23 protein-coding genes and 1 tRNA gene are annotated in these 26433 nt (G+C 34.4%); 15 read left to right on the top strand and 9 right to left on the bottom strand.

The genetic code is table 11. The features are described 5' to 3' along the window. Positions 1–175: 175 nt before the first annotated feature. Together CF599_RS07625 and CF599_RS07620 are read left to right on the top strand one after the other, a co-directional pair. Entirely contained in the window at positions 176–1195 is a 1020-nt protein-coding gene (locus CF599_RS07625) for a hypothetical protein (protein ID WP_121965445.1), read from the top strand. A 12-nt stretch (positions 1196–1207) separates the two neighbouring features. Then, positions 1208–1762: a hypothetical protein gene (locus tag CF599_RS07620; RefSeq protein ID WP_121965444.1), complete on the top strand. Its 555-nt coding sequence runs from the start codon at positions 1208–1210 to the stop codon at positions 1760–1762. An 85-nt stretch (positions 1763–1847) separates the two neighbouring features. Here CF599_RS07620 and CF599_RS07615 read toward each other — a convergent pair whose 3' ends face one another. Continuing rightward, positions 1848–2438, bottom strand: coding sequence for a cytochrome b/b6 domain-containing protein (locus tag CF599_RS07615; protein WP_121965443.1), 591 nt, complete (start codon positions 2436–2438; stop codon positions 1848–1850). A 336-nt stretch (positions 2439–2774) separates the two neighbouring features. Here CF599_RS07615 and CF599_RS07610 point away from each other — a divergent pair, with 336 nt between their 5' ends. From CF599_RS07610 to CF599_RS07600, 3 genes are all read left to right on the top strand, one after another. Continuing rightward, the gene (locus CF599_RS07610) at positions 2775–3491 is read left to right on the top strand and encodes a hypothetical protein (RefSeq protein WP_121965442.1); all 717 of its coding nucleotides are present in this window, start codon (positions 2775–2777) and stop codon (positions 3489–3491) included. 294 nt (positions 3492–3785) lie between these two features. Further along, a complete protein-coding gene (locus tag CF599_RS07605) occupies positions 3786–4160 on the top strand; it encodes a DUF983 domain-containing protein (protein ID WP_121965441.1) in 375 nt (124 codons plus the stop codon). A gap of 51 nt (positions 4161–4211) precedes the next feature. Next, positions 4212–4282: transfer RNA gene (locus tag CF599_RS07600), tRNA-Trp, on the top strand. A 54-nt stretch (positions 4283–4336) separates the two neighbouring features. On the opposite strand, the gene CF599_RS07595 is transcribed toward CF599_RS07600, so the two are convergent. After that, a complete protein-coding gene (locus CF599_RS07595; RefSeq protein ID WP_121965440.1) occupies positions 4337–5212 on the bottom strand; it encodes an AraC family transcriptional regulator in 876 nt (291 codons plus the stop codon). Positions 5213–5962: 750 nt separating this feature from the next. Here CF599_RS07595 and CF599_RS07590 point away from each other — a divergent pair. From CF599_RS07590 to CF599_RS07560, 7 genes are all read left to right on the top strand, one after another. Continuing rightward, complete coding sequence (locus CF599_RS07590) at positions 5963–6253, top strand: hypothetical protein (protein ID WP_121965439.1); 291 nt, start codon at positions 5963–5965, stop codon at positions 6251–6253. 6 nt (positions 6254–6259) lie between these two features. After that, complete coding sequence (locus CF599_RS07585) at positions 6260–6646, top strand: hypothetical protein (RefSeq protein WP_121965438.1); 387 nt, start codon at positions 6260–6262, stop codon at positions 6644–6646. A gap of 3 nt (positions 6647–6649) precedes the next feature. After that, a complete protein-coding gene (locus tag CF599_RS07580; RefSeq protein WP_121965437.1) occupies positions 6650–7792 on the top strand; it encodes a glutathionylspermidine synthase family protein in 1143 nt (380 codons plus the stop codon). A gap of 88 nt (positions 7793–7880) precedes the next feature. Continuing rightward, positions 7881–8453 carry a pentapeptide repeat-containing protein gene (locus tag CF599_RS07575; RefSeq protein ID WP_121965436.1) on the top strand — a complete coding sequence of 191 codons (573 nt, stop codon included), beginning with the start codon at positions 7881–7883 and terminating at the stop codon, positions 8451–8453. A gap of 67 nt (positions 8454–8520) precedes the next feature. After that, entirely contained in the window at positions 8521–10860 is a 2340-nt protein-coding gene (locus CF599_RS07570; protein ID WP_121965435.1) for a DUF748 domain-containing protein, read from the top strand. A gap of 19 nt (positions 10861–10879) precedes the next feature. Then, on the top strand, positions 10880–11629 hold the full coding sequence (locus CF599_RS07565) for an SDR family NAD(P)-dependent oxidoreductase (RefSeq protein WP_121965434.1): 750 nt from the start codon (positions 10880–10882) through the stop codon (positions 11627–11629). A 72-nt stretch (positions 11630–11701) separates the two neighbouring features. After that, entirely contained in the window at positions 11702–12352 is a 651-nt protein-coding gene (locus CF599_RS07560) for a WG repeat-containing protein (RefSeq protein ID WP_121965433.1), read from the top strand. Positions 12353–12667: 315 nt separating this feature from the next. Here the strand turns inward: CF599_RS07560 and CF599_RS07550 are convergent, their stop codons facing one another. Further along, a complete protein-coding gene (locus tag CF599_RS07550) occupies positions 12668–14545 on the bottom strand; it encodes a TonB-dependent siderophore receptor (RefSeq protein ID WP_121965432.1) in 1878 nt (625 codons plus the stop codon). 178 nt (positions 14546–14723) lie between these two features. Between CF599_RS07550 and CF599_RS07545 the strand changes: the two genes are divergently transcribed. Further along, entirely contained in the window at positions 14724–16316 is a 1593-nt protein-coding gene (locus CF599_RS07545; RefSeq protein WP_121965431.1) for a murein L,D-transpeptidase, read from the top strand. Positions 16317–16392: 76 nt separating this feature from the next. Here CF599_RS07545 and CF599_RS07540 read toward each other — a convergent pair whose 3' ends face one another. Further along, positions 16393–17139, bottom strand: a complete 747-nt coding sequence (locus CF599_RS07540; protein WP_121965430.1) for a murein L,D-transpeptidase catalytic domain family protein — start codon at positions 17137–17139, stop codon at positions 16393–16395. Positions 17140–17329: 190 nt separating this feature from the next. Between CF599_RS07540 and gpmI the strand changes: the two genes are divergently transcribed. Further along, positions 17330–18847, top strand: a complete 1518-nt coding sequence (gene gpmI / locus CF599_RS07535; RefSeq protein ID WP_121965429.1) for a 2,3-bisphosphoglycerate-independent phosphoglycerate mutase — start codon at positions 17330–17332, stop codon at positions 18845–18847. Positions 18848–18935: 88 nt separating this feature from the next. On the opposite strand, the gene CF599_RS07530 is transcribed toward gpmI, so the two are convergent. Then, positions 18936–19514 (bottom strand): Crp/Fnr family transcriptional regulator, encoded by a 579-nt coding sequence (locus CF599_RS07530; protein WP_121965428.1) that lies wholly within the window; start codon positions 19512–19514, stop codon positions 18936–18938. A gap of 82 nt (positions 19515–19596) precedes the next feature. Then, positions 19597–20787, bottom strand: coding sequence for a pyridoxal phosphate-dependent aminotransferase (locus tag CF599_RS07525; RefSeq protein WP_121965427.1), 1191 nt, complete (start codon positions 20785–20787; stop codon positions 19597–19599). Positions 20788–20901: 114 nt separating this feature from the next. On the opposite strand from CF599_RS07525, the gene rsmG reads away from it, so the two are divergent. Next, on the top strand, positions 20902–21531 hold the full coding sequence (gene rsmG, locus CF599_RS07520) for a 16S rRNA (guanine(527)-N(7))-methyltransferase RsmG (RefSeq protein WP_121965426.1): 630 nt from the start codon (positions 20902–20904) through the stop codon (positions 21529–21531). A gap of 37 nt (positions 21532–21568) precedes the next feature. On the opposite strand, the gene CF599_RS07515 is transcribed toward rsmG, so the two are convergent. The 3 genes from CF599_RS07515 to pruA all read right to left on the bottom strand — a co-directional run bounded on the left by CF599_RS07515 (position 21569) and on the right by pruA (position 26181). Further along, positions 21569–22441, bottom strand: a complete 873-nt coding sequence (locus tag CF599_RS07515) for a universal stress protein (protein WP_121965425.1) — start codon at positions 22439–22441, stop codon at positions 21569–21571. Positions 22442–22443: 2 nt separating this feature from the next. Continuing rightward, entirely contained in the window at positions 22444–24033 is a 1590-nt protein-coding gene (locus CF599_RS07510; RefSeq protein WP_121965424.1) for a BCCT family transporter, read from the bottom strand. A gap of 522 nt (positions 24034–24555) precedes the next feature. Then, positions 24556–26181 (bottom strand): L-glutamate gamma-semialdehyde dehydrogenase, encoded by a 1626-nt coding sequence (gene pruA, locus CF599_RS07505; protein ID WP_121965423.1) that lies wholly within the window; start codon positions 26179–26181, stop codon positions 24556–24558. Positions 26182–26433 lie beyond the last annotated feature (252 nt).

The following is a 26433-nucleotide window of genomic DNA, read 5'->3' as shown; positions in this document are numbered from 1 at the left end:
TATATCTAATTCTATACTATCTTTGTGGAGTACTTGGTACACGGGGTTGTAGGTTTTGTTTGTTTAGCGACACAAATTTCTATAACCCTTCTTTATTTTACAAAAGTCAAGACGACTTCTATTAATAAACAAGCAATTTACACTATCTTTAGTACATATATTTAAAATAAGAATAATGAAGCAACACCTATTCATTTTACTATTATCACTTAGTTCCTTCACAGTCCTTGCTCAAGACAAATACCCTTCTCTACTAGAAAGGGATGACATCGAAATGCCTTTTGATGATTATAAAAAATACTCAAAAAGAGAGTACTATAGAGAATATATTTATAACTACCAACTTACTATTTCTAAAAACAGCAAAGCGGATATAGGCGCTCCTAACGACACGGATTTATCATGGAACCTAATAAAAAACAATAATCCTAAAAGTTTTTTTGAAACTGCAACAAACACAATATCCTTCGTTATTTTAGACAATGACAAATACATGTTTCGCATCACTATGCCTTTAACTCAGTCTGAAAAAGAAGAACAAAAAAACACAGGAGGCATTAGAACAAAGTCAACATTAGCTGATTTATTTCAAATCAAAATACTATCATCCAATCTGATAAACACGAAGACTAATCAGACAATAACACTAGAAGATCATTTAATTCGATCTACAGGAGGCTGGTTTCCAGAAACGAACCGCACTCATCAGAATTACCTTTATTTCAACTCCTTAAACAACGTCAAAGATATTAGTGGTAACGTCAAGGTACAGCTATCTATACCTACCAGTTATAAGACAACCGAAATCAACAAAGATCAAGTAGGCAAGGAAATACAAATCAATGATAACCTAAAAATAAAGCTTCTTGTCTTCGAAGATAACATCATACACTTTGAAGTATTAGACAACAAAGAACTAAATCTAAATATTACATATAGTGGTAAATATGGAGGATATACAAATTATCTATTAGAAAAACATTTATATGATTTCTACCGTATGAACTCAGGGTTAACCTACCTACAATTTGAAAAAAAAGCGAAAGAATATTATACGAATATAAAGAATACAGAGGTAAACGAAACACCTATTCACATATACAGACTTGCAAATAAAGTAGACAAGTTCTACTTATACCAAATAGATGAAACAACTCAACTAACAACAGAAAAAGAACTTACTTTAAAGAAATAACCAACACACACTATGGGACAATACGTACAGAGTTATTTAACTGATAAAAAGAAAATACAAGACCTATATGGCAGTGGCAATCTATCTTTATACGAAGAGTTATACACAGCCTTAAAAGCAGAGCTTGATGATCTAGATGGTGACTTCGAGGATGAACTAGAAGAACACAACATTTCAACTAAAGACATATTACTAGATATAATCAAGGGGCAAACTAAATACCCTGTCTTAGCTTTTATGTACGGATATGTTTATGAGAAGTTATGCCAGCATTACGGAGAATACTTTAGCCCGCCTAATGATGAATACTCTACTCCATACTACTATGATATAGCGAAAGAACAGGAATATAAAGCTTTTATCCCTATTCCTTTCTCTGATGACTTTCCTGTCATATACAGCATCGCAGTAGAAGATCTAGATAAAGAAATCATCCCTTTTATCCATAACGCTAGACGAAGAAGCCAAATGAATAAAGAAACCTGTGATCTCGAACAAGAAGACTTTCAATACGCCTTTGAGTACGCTAAAGCAGAGCATAAAGACTTAGTGTTTTTTATCTATTAAATAGTAAAGCCGTAATTCATATCGAACTACGGCTTTTATTTTTTAAAATAACACTTTATAATTTTGTTGAGAAGAATGTCATCAACTACAGATCATACTTACTCTTTCCGTTTATCATACGCGATATAATACCATTCTCGGAACTTAGTTCTGCAAGGAATACACCTAAGAAGTGAATTACTAAAAAGGCGATAAAGTAATAAATCGAAGCCTTGTGTATCATCTTAAAATCAACCATAGGTAATATCTCTACATCAAACTTCAAGATAATTCCGGTGATTAAAGAGATAATAACACTGATATAAAAGACGAAATACACAAATGCCCTAAAGCGTTCATTCATCGTAATATTTCCTTTAAAAGGATTTAAGAAGGGTATCTTGCCAAACATAGCAGCTATAAATCGTATAAAAATAAGTCCACACAGGACATATCCTAGATAGATATGCCAATCCCACATCGGCTGACGAACACGTTTAGCTAACACGACAGCTTGTTCCGGAGACATATCGATCTTTTGTGACAAGTTATAATTATTAATAATCTCACTGACTGAATCTCTACTAAGCCAAGTCATACGCAATAGTATGGTTACTAATAAACCTAACATCACAAAAGCAATCCCCCAATGCAATAAGCGAAAACCCAAACTATACCCTTCCCCTCTAGTTCTCATTTTTATTATTTTTATTACAAATTAAATATTAAAATAGTTAATTTTACGAACTTACAATATTCAAATATAAAAATTACAATTAATAATCTGTCATTAATTTTCAATAATATCATTATTAGACACAAATCCTATTACCTTTATACAATATTACCTTTGTCAATACGTTATAAACCTTAGGTAGTAAGCTATACAAATGAAAGAATACCGTACATTAGTATTCTAATTGTGGAATAGTAATGTACTGCAAACAAAAAATTTAAAATAAATTACTATTTTTTATCTTAAATTTGCAGTGTGAAAAAATAAATTGTTTTTAGAATCAAAAAAAAAATTGGAATGAAAAAGATATTACTCTTGTTTGTTATACTAATGTCAATTAGTACTTCTTATGGTCAACGCAAAGCTAAAAATCAGCCTGAGCCACCTAAAAAGATTGAGTTCTTAGATATTGAGAACATCCTTTCTAATAAAGATGAGCTTAAATTAACAGCTCAGCAGGTAGGTTCATTCTCTATCAAGAATGAATATATCAAACGCGATCTTAAAAGTCTTAACTCTAAAACTAAAATGGAAGATGTAGAGAGAGGAATGCACCAACGCAACTTATTCTCAGGATATACTCTATTTATAGATAGAACTTTAGACGAGGATCAATTAGAGAGTTGGAACAAAATCAAAAAAGAAATCGCTGCTAGCCAAGAAGTAGAAACAGATTTTAAATCAGAAATCAAAGTTTTAGAAGTAGCTCATGCTGCAGAACTAAAAGAAATCTACAGAAAATATAGTAAAGATCGTAAAATCTATTACGCTAGAAGAGGTGTTGCTAAGAAACAATATGAATCTGATAGAGCACAGATACATAAAAAATATAATATGCCTGTTGAAGAAGAAGGAGAAAACAAAGTCTTAACTCTTGAAGAAATAGCATTATTAACTAAGGAATATGATGACGCTTTTGACAAACAACCTAAAGCTAATCCATTAGAATACTTAGATATAAAAGAAGAGTATCCAGCAGAAACTGAAGAAAACACACCAGAAGGAGATTATTAATCTCCTTTTTTTTGTCTTTAATCGAAGCTAATGGTAGTAAAGAGCCAATCCCTATGCTTATTTATCCTATAGAAAACATAAGAGAATAACACTCTACTTGCCTCTAATCATCGAAAAGATACTAGGTTTTGGTATCCTCATATTCTCTTCATAATTAATTGCTATTCCCTAGTAGTATAATTCAAACAACTTCTAGTACTATTACGTTCAAAATGTCCGAATAGAACCAAAATACAAGTGTATTGAACGTACATCATTCATATTTTTTAGTTTACTTTGCATAAAAAATAAATTATGTCTTATATCAGCAATGTAATTAGTGGAAAATGCCCTAACTGTGGTAAAGAGCATATATTCTATGACAAAGGGAATCCGATTACTTTTAGAATGCCTAAAATGACGAAAGAATGTAATATTTGTGGATACAACTTCCATAGAGAAACAGGATTTTATTTTGGAGCGATGTATATGAGTTATGCACTAACTGTAGCAGAAATGATAACAGTGATGGTACTTCGTTTAATATTGAATTACCTATTCGATTTGAATATCACTATGTTACACGCATTCATCGGAATTGTGTTCGTAATTTTCATCTTGTGGACATTTAACTATCGATTATCTCGAATCATGTGGTTAAATATGTTTTATGAAAAAGATGAGGAATAGTCTAGGATTATTAAATAAAAAGTTATTATATTTGCGCCACCTAACAGAGAAACGGGTGTAGTTCAAGGGTAGAATAGCGGTCTCCAAAACCGTTGATGGGGGTTCGAATCCCTCCACCCGTGCAAGCGCAAAAAAAGCTCCTTAATATTACATTAAGGAGCTTTTTATTTATACATCTAATTATACTTCTTCAGAAACTCTTTAGGGGTATAACCTGCTTTCTTTTTAAATACTTTTGAGAAGTATGAGTAATCATCATATCCTAACATACTTGCTATCTCACTAAAGCTTTTGCCTGTATAGATCAGCATACGCTTAGCCTCTAACACCACCCTATCTAAGATAATATCTGTAGTAGTCTTATCCACTAATGTTTTGCATACGCGATTCAGATGCTTCTGCGTCATATTCATCCACTCAGCATACACTGCTGCAGACTTTTCCTTATGAAAGTTCTTCTCTAACAAATCTTCGAAATGCTGAAGATGATTATTATACTGTAGATTCGATACCCCCACGAAAGCCTCTCCTGCTAATAATAACCTATTAAACTCAATATATAATAAAGCTGCCAAGTTCACTAAAACGATATTCTTCTTCCATTTGTTATGTGATACTTCATTTACTATACGCATAAACAGACTTTCTAGCATTTCCTTATCCATACCATCCACCGTTAATCCATTAGGATAATAAGTAGAACGGAACACAGGATACTCTCTGATAGTTTCTCTTACAAAGAATAAATCAAAGAACTCTTGCGTATGAAAGAATATATAACCATCAATATCATCTGATAATACCCAGCTATGTGTCTGACCAGGAGCCAACATAAACACAGCACCAGGACATACTTCATAACTGTGAAAATCAATCTCATGGGTGCCACTCCCCTGCGTAAAAATCATACATACATAAAAGTCATGTCTATGTGGCTTCTCTATGTGATTATGATTAGTGATTAAATGCTGTGGAATAGTGTTAGCATAAAAGTCTGCCCCCTTCACATCATCAATCAAATCACGCATTTGTAAAATAGTAATATCTTCCATGTACCCTATAAGTTTTAGATAAACAAAAATAACATATTTCCTTTACATATAGCTAAGGCACTATTTCTCAAGATAGATAATACACATCACTACAAAAAAGCTATAATCAACATGATGTAGAAAAACATCTCCCTTAACATATTGATATAGTACACTGATTTTAACCAATAATTTCAAATACGTTAGACACACCAAATTTGATAAACCACGCACGTTTTTTACAGTAATCATCTTATAAATTTTAAAAACTTTTTTTTATTTCGAACTCTATATTAAGTACAAAACTGAATTTACCTCTTCTATAAGTTGCATTTTTCTTCCAAATGTGCCCTATAAGCCATATAATTACTTTATAAAGTACTTTTTTTATTATTATTTTTTAGCTCAAATTAAATCAATTTACTAAAAATCAAAACATTACACATAAAACCAAAATTATACTGTATTCTTCAAACACCCTTTTACCTCAATGAATTCAAGCCTTAGTGCTTCATCCTAGGACAATACTTGGACAATAGTAGGACAATAACAGGCTAAAACAACCTTTTGCCCAACAATGCTCCTCTTATTCATCTGCTATTCTCCTTTTGATACAGAATTATTTTTTAATTGCAATATTATAGCATATAGATAAACGCACTTAAGCATTGAATGTGCTTAACTATCTTTTCGGAAGACAATGCTAAATAGAGTAAATGAGATTAACTTAAACTTCATTATCTTTATCCCAAGTTGAATTAAACAATTGTTATGAAATACATATTATCTATTCTTACAGCAATCACATTAGTATCATGTGGAGGTGAGTCTAAAAAAACAGATTTAGAAACTATCGATAAACAATCAGCACGAGAGGTTACACTTAAGTCTGTGGTAGTTGGCGATAGCATATTACATATCACTAGTCAGAAGATTTGGGCTAACGGACAACTTATAACGCAAAAAACAGACACACTAAAGACTGCCAAAGATGTAAAAGCTTGGGGTGATAACGCAACTACCTCTTTAGTAAAAGTGCCAATTTATGTAACTGTAGAATAATATATTATGAACAGAAAAAGTAGTAAAGCAGTGAGTCTAGTACTTATCACAGCAGCATTAGCTTCGTGCTCTAAGACTCCTGATCAAGAAGAACAAAAAAAAGAACAAGAGCAGAAAGTATATATGCGAGCAGATAGCTCAGCTCCGTATACAGATGTGACACAACAATATAACCAACAGCGCAGTCATAGCGGTGGTGGTATGGGAAGTGCTCTACTGTGGTATATGGCTTTTAGACCTATGATGGGTGGTGGTATGGGATATGCTAGTCAAGGATTATCTCACCAAGCTAATGTAGGAACAAATACAGCCAAATCTAATGCTGTCAAGAAACATACGTCTTCTAGAGGTGGTTTCGGATCAACAGCTAAATCAAGTAGCGCAAGTTCATAAACGATGAGAGTAAAATACCTAACTGCCGATGCGAATTGGCAAAAGAGATTAGAGGATAACGGGTTTGGATTTCACACTGATGAGAATAATATTCCTTATTGGGTTGAACATTACTATTATAGTATAGATGCACCATTCGCTGATAAAGTATATAATGCGACTACAGAACTATGGCAGATGTGCCTAGAGGCTGTAGATCATGTCATCACTAATAAACTATATGATCAATTCCAAATACCTTTATTCTTTCACGAGCACATTACTCAATCTTGGGAAAACGATGTTCCAAGTATTTATGGGCGATTTGACTTCGTTTATGACGATGTAAAGCAACAATTAAAGGTATTAGAGTTTAATGCTGATACTCCTACTTCTTTATACGAGACAGGAGTCGTACAGTGGCAATGGATGCAACACTATTTTAGTGAGCGAAAAGACCAATTTAACTCTGTACACGATCAACTGATCGCCTCATGGGCTGCACTTAAGCCATATCTTAAAGGAGATACACTACACTTTAGTTGTATGCGTGAGACCCTAGAAGATTTGACTAACATAGAGTACCTAAGAGATACAGCTATACAGGCAGGTATTAACACGAAGTTGATATTCATAGATGACATTGGTTGGAATGGAGAATCATTCACTGACTTAGAAGAAGAAACCATCACTGATATATTCAAATTATATCCATGGGAGTGGCTAATCTATGAACCTTTTGCACTTCATATTCCAAATGATGTGGCTCAGGCGAACTGGATTGAACCATCATGGAAGATGATCTTATCTAATAAAGCGATTATGGCTATCTTATGGAAGTTATATCCTAACCATCCTTTACTATTAGAGACGTACTTCGATTCTCCTCATAGTATGCGTGATTATGTAAAGAAACCGCTCTTATCAAGAGAAGGAGCTAATGTGACGATGTATCAGAACGGTGCTATCGTAGAGGCCACTCCTGGTGATTATGGTGACGAAGGATATATCTGTCAAGCACTAGCTAATCTACATAAAGAGACTACAGGATATTCTATCATTGGTAGTTGGATTATCGGACAAGAATCTTGTGGTATCACCTTTAGAGAGAGTGATAATAGAATTACGACAGATAAAAGTAGATTTGTCCCACATATCATAGAATAATATTTATACATTATACCTCTGATACGATATTTAAATAGCAATTAGCTAATACATCAAATATTATATCAGAACATTAATCCCCTACTATATGACACCCGAATTTATCTACGACCAAAAATATAGCAATACTACATTTGGTTTCAATGACATTTCCTTTAGAGAATTTGAGAACTGTAAGTTTGAGAATTGTGACTTGAGTGCGTGTTCATTCTTAGCCACTATATTTATTGATTGTGATTTTATCAATTGTAACTTTAGAGATGCAGAAGTAAACTATGTTGGTCTTCGCAATGTCAACTTTACAGCGTGCAACTTTACACGTGTGAATTTTGCTATGATAGATCAAGTGATTTTTGAGTTTACATTTACTGATTGTAATCTTGAATTCGCACAATTCTATGGATTAAAGCTAAAGAAGCAATTATTCTCTAACTGTAGTATGATTAGCGTAGACTTTATGGAAGCAGATCTAACGATGGCTTTATTTGACAACTGTAACTTGCATAGGGCTGTATTCACAAAGGCTAACGCTGAGAAAGCAGACTTCTACACTAGTTATAATTATGAGATAGATCCATCATCTACTAAACTTAAGAAGGCAATATTCTCTAGTCAAGGGCTAGCAGGATTATTAACAAACCATCAGTTAGTTATAAAATAATACAACTATTACAAGACAGAAAGAAGATAAATTAGTATATTTCAGTATTAATTTATCTTTTTTTATAATGAAAATATCTAAACGAATAAAAAGACTCTTGCTAACTATACTGATCATTTTTGGTCTTTATCAAGGAGGTAAGTATGCGCTAAATCGTTTTATATACACACAACTTCCTGAGTTAATCGCGGACAAGAACACTACGCCTTATAACTTCACTTATGAAGATATAGAGTATTCTCCTGCTTTAAGAAGACTAAGCATCTCAGGAATCACAATCACTCCTAAAGATACAATATCACATAAGAACACTACTTATATCAAGGGTTCTCTCGATGAGATAATCATACAAGGAGTAGCCATGAGAGAGCTATTAAAAACAAAAAATCTTCGCGCGAATAAGATAAAGTTTGTATCACCTAATATCACAGTTATACAAGGGGATAGCATTATAGACAATCAACCCAAAGTAGACATCACTAATAATGTGGATATATCTTCTATCATAGTAGAGAAAGCACATATACTTATTAAAAACAGAGCTAGTCACATACGTCTAAACGAAGTTTATAACTTTAATGCAACAATAAAGGGAGTACACTTCGATCAAGAAGTAAAAGAGAAAGCAATACCTTTTGGGTATGAGACCTATTCATTGAGTTGTGACTCGATATATAACAAGTTAAATGATTGGCATAAGCTAACATTAGGAAAAATAACTATCGCTCCTACCGAATTAGAAGTAAGTCAACTGTCTGTTAAACCATTTAATAAAACACTAACTACTCCTGGGCTAGAGAAGAATCTACTAACTGTAGAGATCCCACGTCTAAAACTAAAGGGAACTGACTGGGGATATAAGAATGAGAAAGACTTCTTCTTACAGATAGCTTCTATAGAAACAGACTCTACTGCTATACAAATAAAGAATAACAAGCATAAAGAAGACATTATCGTAGCAGAACAACAACCTGCTAAAAACAAGAAAAAAGGCAAAAAGAACAAAACTATTGCTGCTGTAGTAATACAAGACACCATTCCTACATTAGTCCCTTTTGATTTGCATATAGGAGACATTAAGATTAATAAACTTTCGCTAGATGCATTAGATACTTGGAAAACGGAAAAGATGAATATCCATATCAGTAAGGTGACTAACAAAGTAGATGAAAAACTAAGTGTATCTAAGATACTGATAGAGTCTCCTATCATCACCTTTATGCCTAACCACATTCAGAAGAAGCCTAAGCAAATAAAGAAATTACTGATGGATCATATCACTTTAGATTCATTAGTGGTGAATAAAGGTTCATTTGCACTACAAGAAAGAGATAAAAAAACACCTAGTCTAAACATTAGTGATGTAAATTCTGTGATATTAGATATAGGGATTACTAACATAACATCTTCACAGAAAATTCCCTTTGCTTATGGCAAGACAAAGTTCTCTACTGGCGCGATAAAATATGATACACATAAATACTATGATATCACAGCGAGTAATCTTCTGATAGATAATAAAGACCTTAAATTGTCTAACTTCGTGATGAAGCCTAAGCACACACGCAAAAAGACAGTGAGTATGTTTAGATATGCGGACGATATCTTTACATTAAATGCAAAGGAAATCACGCTAAAAGACTACTCGTGGAACTTCGATAAAGCAGGGGTACTAATGTTTAAAACAGAATTAGTAAACATCAATCAACTAGACGCAAATATCTTTAGAGATAAAGCGCCTACGTTTAATATGAGTACCAAACCTATGTTTAGCAAAAAACTTCGCGATATAAAGTTTGGTCTACAGGTAAATACTGTAGCGATTAAAAACTCTAAATTGATCTATGAAGAGACAGATAAGAATGCTGTCGCACCTGGTAAGATTATGTTTCACAACTTTAATGCTACTATAAAAAATGTATACAGTGGATACGGACAGACTAAAGTTCCTACTACTTCCATTGCCGTTAATGCGAAATTTATGAATGCAGCGCCACTACGAGTAGACTGGACATTCAATGTACTGAATAAGAGCGATCAGTTTAATATACAAGGTAAGATTACAAACTTCCCTGCGAACTCTATGCAACCTTTCTTACAGCCATATGTCAAGGCATCCACTCAAGGTAGCATTAGCTTAGTAACGTTCAATTTCTCAGGAAATAACCGTTCAGCTACAGGCACCTATGGTATGAAGTATGAAGATCTACGAGTAACTATTTACAAAAAAGATGGACAGAGTAAGAAGAAGTTCCTCTCTGCTGTAGGGAATATATTAATCCGAAAAAGCACAAAAGACGAGGTAAAAACAGTGAATATCAAAACAGTTGAGAGAGCTCAAGAGAAGTCTTTTTTCAACTATCTTTGGCTTTGTATTATGCAAGGTCTTAAACAGACAGTATTATAAACAACACACACAAAACAATATGAAAACAGCCTTAATCACTGGTGCCACTTCAGGGATCGGTAAAGCTACTGCACAGGCATTAGCACCTAATCACAGATTAATCTTATGTGGTAGAAATACTGCAAATCTAGCTGCTATCGAAGTAGAACTTTCTAAAATAACGGAAGTAATAACACTTACATTTGATGTTAGTGATAAGAAAGGGACATTCGATGCGATAGCTAGCTTACCCATTTCTTGGCAATCAGTAGATGTATTAGTAAACAATGCTGGTAATGCACATGGGTTAGCTACATTTCAAGAGGCTAATATGGATGATCTAGAAGCAATGATAAACATCAATGTTATGGGGATAATTTATGTGACTAAAGCTGTACTGCCCCTTATGATGGGTAAAGACAGTGGGCATATAGTGAACTTATCATCTATCGCAGGAAAAGAAGCTTATCAAAACGGAACAATCTACTGTGCATCTAAGGCAGCTGTAGAGGCATTCTCTAAAGGCCTTAGATATGATCTGCTATCTGAGGGGATAAAAGTAACTAACGTAGCACCCGGTGCAGTGGAGACAGATTTTTCGCTAATTCGCTTTAAAGGAGACAGTGATAAAGCTTCTAATGTATATAAAGGATATACACCATTAGTAGCTGAAGATATAGCAAGCGCTATTGCGTATATAATCAACTCGCCCGAGCATATGCAAGTGGCTGATATTACGGTATTTCCAAAGGCACAAGCAGGTGCAACAACCATCCGTAAAAAAATGTAAAAATTATAACATTACTAATTGCAAAACCAATACATTTGCATCGCAATTATAGCATGTTAATTTACTAATAGAATGAAACAAATATTAGCAATAAGTCTCTTTGTGGGAATGAGTTGCACATCTAGTTGGGCTTCTAGAAGTCTCTTATCTAATCTCAATTTACAATTAGAAGAAATTGTAAAACTTGACACCGTTTATATTGACCTAAAGAATGATCCTGATTTTAAGTTCCAAAACAACTTAAGATGGTATCAAGATAAGAAGCTAGAGCTATTTGGAATCAAGAATAGCAAAAATGAAGTCTATATTGAACCTTTATTTTTTCAGATAGAATCATTTATCGAAGGAGTTTCTATTGTCTCTGTTGATGACTTTCAAGGAGCTATTAATGATAAAGGTGACATAGTAGTCCCTTTTGCTTATGAAGAACTTCAGACTAGTAGTGAATATAAAATAGCATTCTATGAAGGTGGTAAATGGGGATTCTTTAATACAGAAGGAAAAAAGGTGATACCTGCCATCTATGACTTTGTAGGAAGTTTTTCGGATGGATTAGCCCTAGCATCTAAAGACCAATTATTTGGGTATATAGATCACAAAGGAAAGGTAATCATCCCGTTTCAATATGACTATGCTAGTAATTTTGAAGATGGACAAGCTCAAGTAGAGGTAAGATTCCAATCTTTTACAATTGACAAAAAAGGCACGAAAGTAGCCAACTAAAGATATAATCCTAGAATAAGCATTAGCTAAATATTACAAAGCAATTCCGCTTCATAGCTCTTTCATTAGTTCTAAAACCATACTATAGTATGCTTTAATCACTAACTTAGAGTTATTTTGTATAATTACTTTTCGTTTATATGTCTATTACTTATTCTGGGATAAAAAAAAACGGTAGACTGTACAAAGGTCTACCGTTTTTTGTTTTAACCCATTTATACTAGATTTAAGTAATAATAGATCAGAATCTAAGTCAAGTAAAAAGCCCCAACTATTCCTTGACACGATCTTATCAAAGTAACCAACTAACCAATGTTATAGTCCATTATATTTAAGACCTAACATAAACCATCTACCAGGCATCGGCACTGCTCCTGCCTCTATATATGTCGTATCAAATATATTCTGTGCATCTAAGTACACATTGTATTTCTTCAAATTATAATTCACTCTAAGGTCTGTAATCCAATAACTCTTATAACTAATACGCTCATTAAAGCGATTCGCTAGGGTTGTGCTAAATTGATTATATGTATAATTTACAGTTCCCACTACCTGATGCTTTAGACTCTCTATCGCATACTTAGATATCTTAGCTGCATCATTATTCTCTACTTTAGGCGATAAATAAGTATAAGACAACCCTAAGTCCCAATATTTATTTTGAGTTCCTAATTTATACTTTAATGCAGTATTAAAACCTTTTGTTTTATTCTTTGATGCATTATAGGGTTGATATGGCACTGTAACATCTACTCTAATCCAATCAATAAAATCGTTGATATCTCTGTAGAAAGCAAATGCTTCTGCTCTAAATCCTTTATTTACATACTTTCCACCGAACTCAATCTGATATGCTTTCTCAGGTAGTAAATCAGGATTTCCGATATTTCCAGGACGTTGATCTAAGTAAAGATCAGTGAATGATGGAATTCTACTTGCTGTACCTGCGTTAAACACTGCTTTCCAATGTTCATTAAATGTATAACTAGCATCTATTCCAGGGAATACTTCCCAACCGTATTTAGTATTATAATTTACATAAGCACCTACATTCACATCTAGTCTATCAAAAAACTCCTTTTGCATTTCTGCATATAATCCATAGTTACTCTTACTGTGATCCCCGATATTTGTAGAGTTAATCTCTTCGTATCTCATCTCCCCACCAAATGCCAATTTAGCGAAGTCCGTTAGATACTCTCCTCTTAAGTTGGCAGTAATCGCGTGAGAATAATGTCTACTACGAGCTTTGCTCAGATTGTTCCTAAAGTATCTATAATCATCAAAGTTATATCGGTAAGCTACACTTGGCATTAATGTAAACCGATCATTTAAATAATGACGTGAACTAATGTTTAGCATTGAAGTTGACACTACTTCCTTTGATTCTTTATCTCCAGGTGCTGCATAGAATCCATTCGCTCCAAACGAGCTACGTGCATGCCCTGCTAACACCATAATAGCATTATTCTCATTGGGAATATAGTTCCCCTGATAGAATATTTTATTATTGTGATAAGCTGTATTATATCGCGTTCCATTACCAGAATCATGACTACCAAAAAGCATGTGATTATCTTTCTTACGCACTAATGTTCCTCCTAATTGTACACCTCTATTATTATATAGTTCGCCATGATCTCCATCCTTGTCCTTTTTAAAACTAGAACCTATATAGGTATTAGCGAACAACCCATCTTGCTTAGGGTTACGCGTCACGATGTTTACCACACCAGTTAAGCTATTCACTCCGTATAGACGTGCAGAAGGACCTCTTACAATCTCAATACGCTCAATAGCTTCTAATGGAATAGGTACATTAAGACTATTGTGCCCTGTCTGTGGATCTGATATTTTCTGCCCATTAAGTAACAGTACATTCTGTTCAAAACTGCCTCCATCTATACTAAAGTCTGTCTGTGTACCAAATGGTCCGCGCTGACGGATATCCACTCCTGTAGCGTAACTTAATAATTCATTGATAGAAGATACGGGCAACTGCTTTATCTGTTCTTTATTAATGAAAGTTATATTTCTATTCTTTAATGAGCTAGGCAACTGAAGTCTCTGATTATAGATAACGATCTCTTCCATCTTATCTTTAATTGGTTCTTCTCCCTTCACGCCCTCTTGTGCATAAGTAAAAAGAGAGGTTCCTAACATCGCTAAGAGTACATAACTATTCTTCATATTAAATATATTATTTAATGCAAAATTATTTCTAATCCCCTCACAACAGCTAGTCCACTTTAAAAATAGCACATAGTCCACCTCACGACACAGTAAACATAAGACAATCAAATAATTTTATATAAAATGATTAAATATTCATATCAAAATATTAAATTTGTGTTATAATAAATGAAAAATGAAACAGCTGATCCTCAGTTTTTTGACCGTACTAACACTTACTTCTTGTAAGAAATTCAATGCTTATGCGCAAACTTTAATACTTAATGATAGTATTAGCGTAACAGCTGTCGAAGATGAAAACTTGTTACATATAGACTCTTTAGCTATAGCAAGTCTTCCAAAGGAAATTCAAAAATACTATGTAGAAAATCTTTATCAAGTGGGATGGAGTAACAGTATTAATCGTGAGCAATTATTAAAAGCTTTAGACGAGGCATACTTAGATGGTATAAATAACAAGAAGTATAATACTTCTGATATTCACAACTATCACGACAATTACCAAAAACTAACTGATAAAGATAAAATAGAAGCAGACTTCTTATTTACGAAGGCGTACTTTAAAGCGAGTAACGATTTGTATAATGGAGTGCTTAATCCTAGAAAATTATACAATGATTGGGATATGTTCCCAAAAGAGATTAATACTAGCTCGACTATGCAGCTTGCTCTTAATAGAGAAGGTATTAATGAGTCTTTTGATAGCCTAAGATCACCTAATAAGATGTATACTGACTTAAGAAGAAAGTTGAAAGAATATTATATTCTTAATCAAGATACTATTAAGGCGGTATCAGGCACACAGCATAAGATTAATGATACTATACCGGAGTTAGTAAACATCAAGAAGCACTTGAGATTTATTAATTATTATCCTGATAGCTTACCTGCTGATTTTATAAATGACCAAATGGTTATCACTTCTATTAAAAAGCTTCAAAAGAAAAGCAAACTTATAGAAAATGGTGTAGTTGATAAAAAGACAGTAGATGCTATTCTAAAAGAAGAAACCAATATTAAAGAGAAGCTAATAGTGAACTTAGAGCGATGGAGATGGTTCCCTCGAGATTTAGGTGAAAACTATATCTTAGTTAATATTGCAGATTTTAGCTTGGTAGCAGTTAAAGATGGTGATACGATTAAACAACATAAAGTAGTTGTGGGAAAGAATGCTCGTAAGACTCCTATCCTAACATCTGTACTTAAGACTGTGGTGATAAATCCTACATGGACAGTACCTCCTACAATCCTAAAGAATGACTTAACTCCTAAAGCATCCGCTAACAGAGGGTATTTTGCTAATGCTAGGTTTACTATTTATGATAAGAGTACAGGTAAGGTCGTATCAGCTGAGAATTGGGATTCAAGCAAAGCTTCTTCGTATAGATACGTACAGAAAGCAGGAGTAGGAAATACCCTAGGTAGAATCAAGTTTATGTTTGATAATAATCACGCAGTATACTTACATGATACTCCTAACAAAACTAACTTCGCAAAAGCACAGCGTAACTTGAGTTCAGGTTGTATCAGAGTAGAAGACCCTTTTGATTTAGCTCAGTTTATATTCGATGTACAAGAGAATGAAATTACGAAAGAAGAGATTACTAAAATCTTAGACTCTCAAAATACAAAGAACATATCTACAAGTAAAACACAGATTGGTATTCACCAACTTTACTGGACATTACAAGTAGAGCCAAAAGGAAAGACTACAATAATCGGAGATGTTTACGGCTATGATAGTGATCTTTATAAAAAACTACAATAACTCTAAACTACATAAAAACAATAACGCCCGTAAGAACTAATCTTACGGGCGTTATTGTTTTATAATCTTATATCTTCTATACAATCTTCGAATTATTCAAGTATTGGTTGCTTGGGTAATAAATAAACAATAAGGACTTATCTTTTATCATATCTATTAACTCTTCATTGACTGCAAAAGGTACAGCTGGACAGCCATAACTACGCCCAAGCTTACCTTGTGAACGAACTAAATCTGGGGAAGCATAATCGGCTCCATGTATAACAATAGCTCTTTCTCTAGCTTTATCATTTATACCCGCCTCTAATCCATCTAATCTTAATGAAAAACCATTTCTTCCTGTATAAGTCTCACCAGTAGTATAAAAACCTAAACTACTCATATGCGAGTTGATACGATTAGAAAAAGTAGTTGCGTACTCTTCACCTGTTTTCTTACCATGAGCAACTAATGATTGTAGTAAAATAGTATTCTCTTTCATATCTATAACCCATAGACGCGGTTTAGCTGATGACAAACTAAAATCTACTATCGTTAACTTTTCATTCTTAACCTTTCCAGTTTCTGCTAACTGGTAATATCCCTTAAGTGCTTTAGTGAACACATCTCTAGATGGTGCTATAAAACTGTTTAAATCAAGAGAAGAATATAAACTACTAGCAGTACTCTCAAAACTACTGTCTTCATTAGAATCTACTGCGCTATCTGCAACTTTTTCTACTATATTATTATATTCATTCGACATTGGTAAAGTATTACTTCCTACTACATTTCCAAAAAAAGCCACTGAGGCAAATAACCAATAAAAATTCCTTTGTTTCATATAATCATCTCATTTATAGTCTATAATTCTATTTATCAAGAACGTAAAATTAAAAAAAATATTATATAAAAAAAGTAATTTTTATCATTTTTAATAAAATGTTCTATTATTTCGATACTTAAATATCCTAACTTTATAGAACTATCCGTAAATTTGTATATCACAACGTAACATTTTAATTATCACTATTATGAATAAAAAAGTAATATTAATGATTTTAGATGGCTGGGGTCAAACACAAGATCCTAAAGTATCAGCCATCGAGCATGCTAATACTCCATTTATTGATAGTTTATATACTAAATATCCTAATACTTATGTTTTAACGGATGGTCTTAATGTAGGACTCCCTAAAGGACAAATGGGAAATTCTGAAGTAGGACACATGAATCTTGGTGCTGGTAGAATAGTATACCAAGATCTAGTTAGAATCAACATGGCTGTAGAAGAAAACACTATCGCTAATGAACCTGCTCTAAAAGAGGCTTTTGCTTATGCAAAACAAAACAATAAAAAAGTACACTTCTTAGGACTTCTGTCTGATGGTGGAGTACACTCTCATGAACAGCATCTTTATGGACTGATTAACGCTGCAACTACAGCAGGATTATCAGACATCTATGTACATGCATTCACTGATGGACGTGATGTAGATCCTAAGTCAGGAGCTGCTCATGTTCAACAATTACAAGATAGATTAAGTGCATCTTCTGCTAAATTAGCATCTGTTATAGGTCGTTACTATGCTATGGATAGAGATAAGCGCTGGGAACGCATCGCTAAGGCGTACCATTTATTAGTAAACGGAACAGGTATTCACTCTACTGACGCTGTAAAAAACATTGAAGCAAGTTACCTTAATAATGTAACAGATGAGTTTATCGAACCTATCGTAATGGTAGATGAGAATAACCAACCTGTGGGTAATATCGAGAAGGATGATGTTGTCATTTTCTTTAACTTCCGTACTGACCGTGGACGTGAGCTAACTACTGTCTTATCTCAAGAAGATCATCCAGATCACGACATGAAGAAACTTGACTTATACTTCGTTACACTAACGAATTATGATGATACATATAAAAATGTACATGTAGTCTACGATAAAGACAACTTAGAGAATACGCTAGGAGAAATATTAGAGAAACACGGAAAGAAACAAATCCGTATCGCTGAGACTGAAAAATATCCTCACGTAACGTTCTTCTTCTCTGGAGGTAGAGAATTGCCATTCGAAGGTGAGCAACGTATTTTATGCCCATCTCCTAAAGTAGCCACTTATGACTTACAACCAGAGATGAGCGCTTATGATCTTAAGGATGCTCTTATACCTGAACTTAAAAAAGGAGAAGTAGACTTCGTATGCTTAAACTTCGCTAATGGAGATATGGTGGGACATACAGGTGTTATGGAAGCAGCTATCAAAGCATGTGAGGCAGTTGATCAATGTGTAAAAGAAGTAATCACTACTGCTCTTGAGAATGGATATACTACTATCGTACTTGCTGACCACGGTAACTGTGAAGTAATGATTAACCCTGATGGTACACCGAATACAGCTCATACGACTAACCCTGTGCCGATTATCATCGTAGATAACGACATCAAAGAAGTAAACCATGGAGTACTTGGAGATTTAGCTCCGACTATCCTTAAATTAATTGGAATACCTCAACCAGAAGAAATGACTAGACACTCATTAGTCTAACATATAACCTTATCTACAGATTAAGGTATTAAAAAAGCCACTCATTTTCTTTGAGTGGCTTTTTTCTATTATCTAAAATCTTATTCACTTACTTTCCAGTAAGCATCTTTTTCTTCATCTTGCTAAAAAACTCAGGAGTAACCCCTAGATATGATGCTATCTGCTTCTGTGGTAAACAATACTTAATCTCCGGGAAACGTTCTAAGAAGCGGGTATAACGCTCTTCTGCAGGTAGTGTAAGGTTGTCCATCAAACGTTGCTGAGTAGCAACTAGTGATCTCTCTATCAAAATTCTAAAATATCTCTCGATTTTAGGTACTCTATCAAATAACGCTAACTGATGATCTCTACTTAAAGTCATTACTATAGCATCCTCTACTACCTCTAAATAAGAATTACCAGGCTTCTGAGATAAGAAGCTATACATATCTGCTATCCACCAACCTTGTGCAGCAAAACTCATTGTATGATCTACTGCCTGATCATCTAGACAATAGTTACGCACGATACCTGATAACACAAAAGAAGAATTAATACACACCTCACCTGCTTCTAATAGCTTTGTCTTCGCTGGATAGCGAGTCATCGTAAAAGAATCTAATATGATCTGTTGCTCTTCTTTAGTCAGAGACACATGCTTTGCTATACTTTGTAATAATATATCCACAGTAATGAATTTTATGAAATATAAAAATAAGGAATAAAGCCAAAAAAAGCCTTATAAATAAGGCTTTTTTAACTTTTATATTTTATGCTAATGCTTCTTTAATACGCTTAAATGCTTCGATTAACTGATCTTCACTCGTCGCATAAGACATACGAATACAGTTTGGATTACCGAAAGCATCACCAGTTACTGTTGCCACGTGTGCTTTATCTAATAAGTACATAGATAAATCATTTGCGTCATTAATCTTTACACCTTGATAAGTTTTACCAAAAAAAGAAGACATATCAGGGAACACGTAGAATGCTCCTTCCGGTACATTAATCTTCACTCCAGGAATATCTCTTAATAATCCTACTACTAAATCTCTTCTATTCTTGAATGCAGCTACCATCTCACTTAATACACTTGGATCAGCCTCCACTGCAGTAATAGTAGCTCTCTGAGCAATACTATTAGCACCTGAAGTAACTTGTCCTTGCATCTTCGTACACGCCTTAGCGATAAACTCAGGTGCACCGATATATCCGATACGGTATCCTGTCATAGCGAATGCTTTAGCAATACCATTGACAGTGATTGTGCGCTCTATTAAATTACCAATAGTACCAATACTACAGTAACTTCCCGTAAAATTAATATGTTCATAGATTTCATCTGATAAGATGAATACATTAGGATATTTCTCTAACACTTTAGCGATAGCCTCAAACTCCTCTTGGCTGTACACTGATCCACTAGGGTTACATGGTGAACAGAACCAAATCATCTTTGTCTTAGGTGTTATAGCAGCCTCTAATTGCGCTGGAGTAATTTTAAAATCACTCTCTATAGACGTAGGAACTTCCACTGGGATACCCTCCGCCATCTTCACTATCTCAGCATAACTAACCCAATATGGAGCTGGTATCACTACCTCATCACCAGGATTAATCATTACATGTGCTACATTATATAACGACTGCTTAGCACCAGTAGATACAACTATCTGACTAGATGAGTAATTTAAATTATTATCTCTTTTAAACTTCTTGCTAATTGCTTCTCTTAATTCTTTATACCCTTCTACTGGAGGGTACTTGCTATAATTATCTTTTACAGCCTGAATAGCAGCTTCTTTGATAAACTCAGGAGCATTAAAATCAGGTTCACCTAGACTTAAACTAATTACGTCTACGCCTTGTTCTTTTAATTCTCTAGCTTTCGCAGCCATTGCTAATGTCTGTGAAGTAGTCAAACTGTTTATTCTATTAGATAGAAATTGATTGCTCATCTAGTTGTGTTTTTTATGGAACTTAAACCCAAAGATAATTATTATATCTCTATTAATCGATGTATTCTTTTATTTAATACCAATAAAAAGCCTACTTTTGTCAAAATTTACGATATGGAAGAAATCTTAAAATATTTCCCTAATTTAACTCCTGAACAAATAGCTCAATTTGAGAAATTAGAGGAAGTATATACGGATTGGAATGCTAAAATCAACGTTATTTCACGTAAAGACATTCACGAACTGTATACTAAGCACGTACTGCATTCTTTAGGTATCGCTAAAGTAATGGAGTTCTTACCTGGTGCTAATATTTTAGACGTAGGTACTGGTGGAGGATTCCCTGGTGTTCCCTTAGCTATTTTATACCCAGAGACTAACTTCTACCTTGTAGACATCATCGCTAAGAAGATACGCGTAGTGAATGAAGTAGTAGATGCTCTAGGATTAAAGAACGTGAAAGCAGAACAAAAGCGTGCCGATACGATTAAGGAGAAGTTTGACTTTATCGTGAGTAGAGCGGTGACTAATATGCCTGACTTCGTAGAATGGATTAGAACCAAAACGAAGAAAGAGAATAAACACGAGTTTGAGAATGGGATCTTATACCTTAAAGGAGGAGATCTTACAGAAGAACTAAAGGATTTCCCTAAAGCAGTTCAATTTGATCTTGCCAACATCTTCTCAGATGAATTCTTTGAGACAAAAAAGGTAGTTTACCTACCGCTTAAATATAAAGCATAATAAATAAGGCTGTCCGAGAGGACAGCCTTATTTATTTCTATTTACTCTGTTTTACGAATAATAAACAGGTACGAGTAGGTCGATGTAGCAAGTGATTTGCCACACTACCTAAGAATATCTCTTTAAATCCTGTTGTTCCCTTTACTCCTAATATCAGCAAATCCGCATCTTTACTACGGGCGTACTCGATAAGTGAAGCAGAGATATTACGCTCTCCAGCTGGTACGATCTCTATATCAGAATAAGTAGCATATCGCTTATTCCATTTATCTTGTTTTTCTTTTATATCTTCTCTAGTTATTTTCTCTAATTCTTTATTAGTCATCGTAGGATAGAATCCCATATATGACTTAGAAATATGTACAGCAGAATGCTCTATCTTTTGCCCCTTTGAGTTATTCTTAAATCGATCAGCCCAAGTCATAATATCTACAGTATATTTAGAGAAGTCGATCGCATCTATAATAGTTGTGATGGGTACTTTATAAGTATCCGGAACCAATAAGATTGCTGACGGAAATATACGCACTAGTTTATCTGCTAATGCACCTGTTCCTTCCAACTCTTGCTTGTTTCCCAATACTAGCAAGTCATAAGATATTTTCTTAGACAGATTCATAAATGCTAACTCTGTATATCCCTCTACTGTCACTAATATCTCAAAGTCATAGTTCACTCCCGCTTCTGTGAAGTACTGAGTCAACTTGTTTTTTATCTTCTCTTTGATTAACGCTATTCTATCAGGCTGTAACAACTCCTTAGGCAGTTCGCCTAACTTAAGATTGTGTATATAAGTTACTTTATTAATCTCTAATATCTGGTCTAAGACTTGCATGTATTGCAATAGATATTGATCCATTGTCGACAAGTCAAGTCCTACTACTACATCTAATTTTTTATTCTTATCCATCCTTACTTGTTTATTGGTTCATCTAATAACTCTGCTATAATGTCCTTATAGCTCTTTTCTTCTTTTGACTTCGCCTTTTTAGTCGTCTTGGCAAGTTCTTCACTTAACCCTTTCTGTAAGCTATAACACATAATCAAAAGTATCACTGCAAAAGGCAATCCAGTAATAATCACGGCAGTCTGAAGTGCATCAAGCCCTCCACCCCATAGTAATACGATAGCGATAATACCCTGCGCAAAAGACCAAAAAACTCTCTGCCATACGGGCGACTCACCATTACTACCAGAAGTAATATTATCCACAACTAATGATCCTGAATCTGACGAAGTAATAAAGAATGAGAATATCAATATAATAGCCATAATAGATAAGAACTTACTATAAGGGAAGTTCTCTAAAAACACAAATAAAGCAGTAGACACATCAGCTTTAACAGCCGCTATCATAGTCAAATCACCTGATAATATCGTGTGCAATGCACTTCCTCCGAATACATTCATCCATAGTAAAGTAATCATACCTGGCACAATAAGTACTCCTAAGATAAATTCCTTAACCGTACGCCCTTTAGAAATACGCGCTATAAAACTTCCTACGAATGGAGACCATGCGATCCACCATGCCCAATAGAATATAGTCCATACATTCTGCCAGCCTGAGCCAACATACGTATCGTTCCACGTACTGATATCAATGAAGTTAGCTAAGTACGCACCTGTATTCTGCACATACCCTTTCATAATAAATAGCGTAGGCCCTAAGATAAAAATCAGCAACATAAATCCTGCTGCTATATACATATTAGCGTTACTAAGGAACTTCACTCCTTTATCTAATCCGGAGAAAACAGATATTGTAGCGATACTAATCACAAACAAGATAATACCTGCCTGCATAAATGGGGTAATCTCCCAGCCGTACATATACTGTAACCCTGCTGTAATCTGAATAACACCTAATCCTAACGAGGTAGAAAGTCCAAACACTGTCGCCAATGCAGATAGAATATCAATGATATGTCCCCACCAGCCGTGTATCTTCTCTCCCCAAAACGGGTAGAATAACGACCTAAAAGTCATCGGCAACTTTCGATTAAAACCAAAGAATGCTAATGCTAATCCTACCATCGCATAGATACCCCATGCGTGAAGTCCCCAGTGAAGGCTGGTAAATTCCATCGCCTGTACAGCGGCTTCTATATCGCCATCTACTGCACGTGGTGTATTAAAGAAATGTGAGACTGGCTCAGCGATACTAAAGAACATAATACCGATTCCCATACCTGTACTAAACAGCATAGCGAACCAAGAGGCTTTAGTAAACTCTGGCTCTGCGTCATCTCCTCCCAATCGGATCTTACCAAACTTACTAAATGCAAGGTATATCGCAAATATCAAAATAATATTAACGGTCAAAATAAAGAACCAACCGAAGTTAGAAGTTACTGCTAACTGAGCAGCTGGAAACCACACTCCGACCTTCTCAGGAAAGAGTACACAAGTCAGTATCAATGCGACAATTAATACTATAGTCGTAATAAACACAGGGGGATTGATAACTAAATATCTGTTATCGAGTAATTTTTTAAACATGAGTTATACATTTTTTAACTCCTGATTCTTCAAAGCATATTGCCCTAATAAATAATATTACATAGACATAAGTAACTAATAGACATAGCGAACTATCTCCTAAGAGTCACATCTAATGAATATAAAGCAAAGCTTAATTATAGCGATTAGCTATTGTAGAATCAAGATATAATTAATAATTATAACCCAGCACTTTAAGAATAACAAAGGATTGTCTCTCTATAAACGAGGAACAATAAAAGCAAAATAGATAATATAGTTTTACTCAGACGTTAGTTAAGTACACCTACAAAAGGTATTCTTTTAAAAAACGATCCTAATAAAAAGGGACTTTTTTCATCTATAGAAAAAAGATAAAAGCAAAATAGAATAGTGTATTCTTACTTAGTAGTATCACCAGACGACGCATATCATGTCTATCTATAACGGTCATACATCCCTAATAAAAAGCACTGAATTGGATTCGAGTGTAAAATAAAAAAGGCGGTTAACGATATCGCAACCGCCTTCTTATATAATTGATTATCCTAAGAAAGGATATTTATAATCCTTAGCAGGAATGAACGTCTCTTTAATCGTTCTAGGTGATACCCAACGAAGTAAGTTCAAAATAGAACCCGCTTTATCATTCGTACCAGAAGCTCTTGCTCCACCGAATGGTTGTTGACCTACTACTGCACCTGTTGGTTTGTCATTGATATAGAAGTTACCAGCAGCGTTAACTAATGCTTCTGTAGCCTCTACGATAGCGTAACGACATCCAGAGAAGATAGCTCCTGTTAATGCATAGATAGAAGTCTCATCCACTAATTTAAGTGTTTCAGTCCATTTAGCATCTTCGTATACATAGATAGTTAATACAGGTCCGAATAACTCAGTCTCCATAGTAGTATACTTAGGATTAGTAGTTAAGATAACTGTAGGTTCGATAAAGTACCCAACAGATTTATCATATTTACCACCTAAGATTACTTCTGCATCAGCGTCAGCTTTCGCTTGATCAATAGCTTTCGCTAATTTATCAAATGAACCTTCTGAGATAACTGAAGACACATAGTTAGTAGGATCTTCTGGAGAACCCATTTTAATAGTAGCTAAGTCAGCAGTCATATACTCTCTAACTTGGTTCCACATAGAAGCAGGAACATAAGCTCTAGATGCAGCAGAACATTTCTGACCTTGGTACTCAAAAGAACCTCTTGTAAGTGCTACAGCTACTTCTTTAGCATTAGCAGAAGGATGAGCTAATACGAAATCTTTACCACCAGTCTCACCTACGATACGAGGGTAAGTTTTGTATTTACTGATGTTTTGACCGATTTGAGCCCACATACTGTTAAATACACCTGTAGATCCAGTGAAGTGAATACCAGCGAAGTCAGGACTAGCTAATAAAGTATCAGTGATCATTCCAGAGTTACCATACACTACGTTGATAACACCATCAGGAAGACCTGCTTCTTTAAACACCTCAACGATTACTCTAGCAGAGTATATTTGCGTTGCAGCTGGTTTCCATACCACTACGTTCCCCATCATAGCAGGAGCAGAAGGTAAGTTACCAGAGATAGCTGTAAAGTTAAAAGGAGTAATCGCATAGATAAATCCTTCTAGTGGACGGTGCTCTAATCTGTTCCAGATACCATTCTCAGAAGCTGGTTGTTCAGAATAGATTTGAGTCATATACTGTACGTTAAAACGTAGGAAGTCAATAAACTCACATGCAGAGTCAATCTCAGCTTGGTGTAATGTTTTTGCTTGAGCGATCATTGTTGCAGCATTAATCTTAGCACGGTAAGGACCAGCTAATAATTCAGCAGCTTTTAAGAAGATAGATGCTCTGTGTTCCCATGGCATAGCAGCCCATTTAGTTCTAGCTTCTAAAGCAGTAGCTACCGCTTTCTCTACTAAAGCTTTATCAGCTTCATGGTAAACACCTAATTTATGTTTGTGATCAAATGGAGGGAATAAATCTTTCGTGTTTCCAGTTCTGATTTCTTCTCCACCAATGTATAATGGAATATCAACTGTTGTGTTGTATTGCTCTTTGAACGAGTTCAAAGTCAATTCTCTTTCTGTTGTTCCTGGCGCATAAGACTTAACTGGCTCATTGTACGCAGTCGGAACTTGATAGAATCCTTTTGACATATTACGTTTATAATTTATGTAGTTTCTAAATGAATAATTACAAATATAATCAAAAAAATTGGAAACACTTTTGACCTATTTCTTAAAAACAATCATTTAACACAAATAAAACACTGACTATCAACCCTCTATTTAACTAATCTTATATTTAATAATTAAAACGAACAAGCAAAAGTTACTACCATCTAATAGTTCTAAATAACCCACAGTAATCTTTTAATGACTAAAGAGATTATAAAGCGAATATTACAT

The organism is Myroides sp. N17-2 (assembly GCF_002286775.1).
Classification (GTDB): Bacteria; Bacteroidota; Bacteroidia; order Flavobacteriales; family Flavobacteriaceae; genus Flavobacterium.
This window is presented reverse-complemented; position numbering and strand designations above follow the sequence as displayed.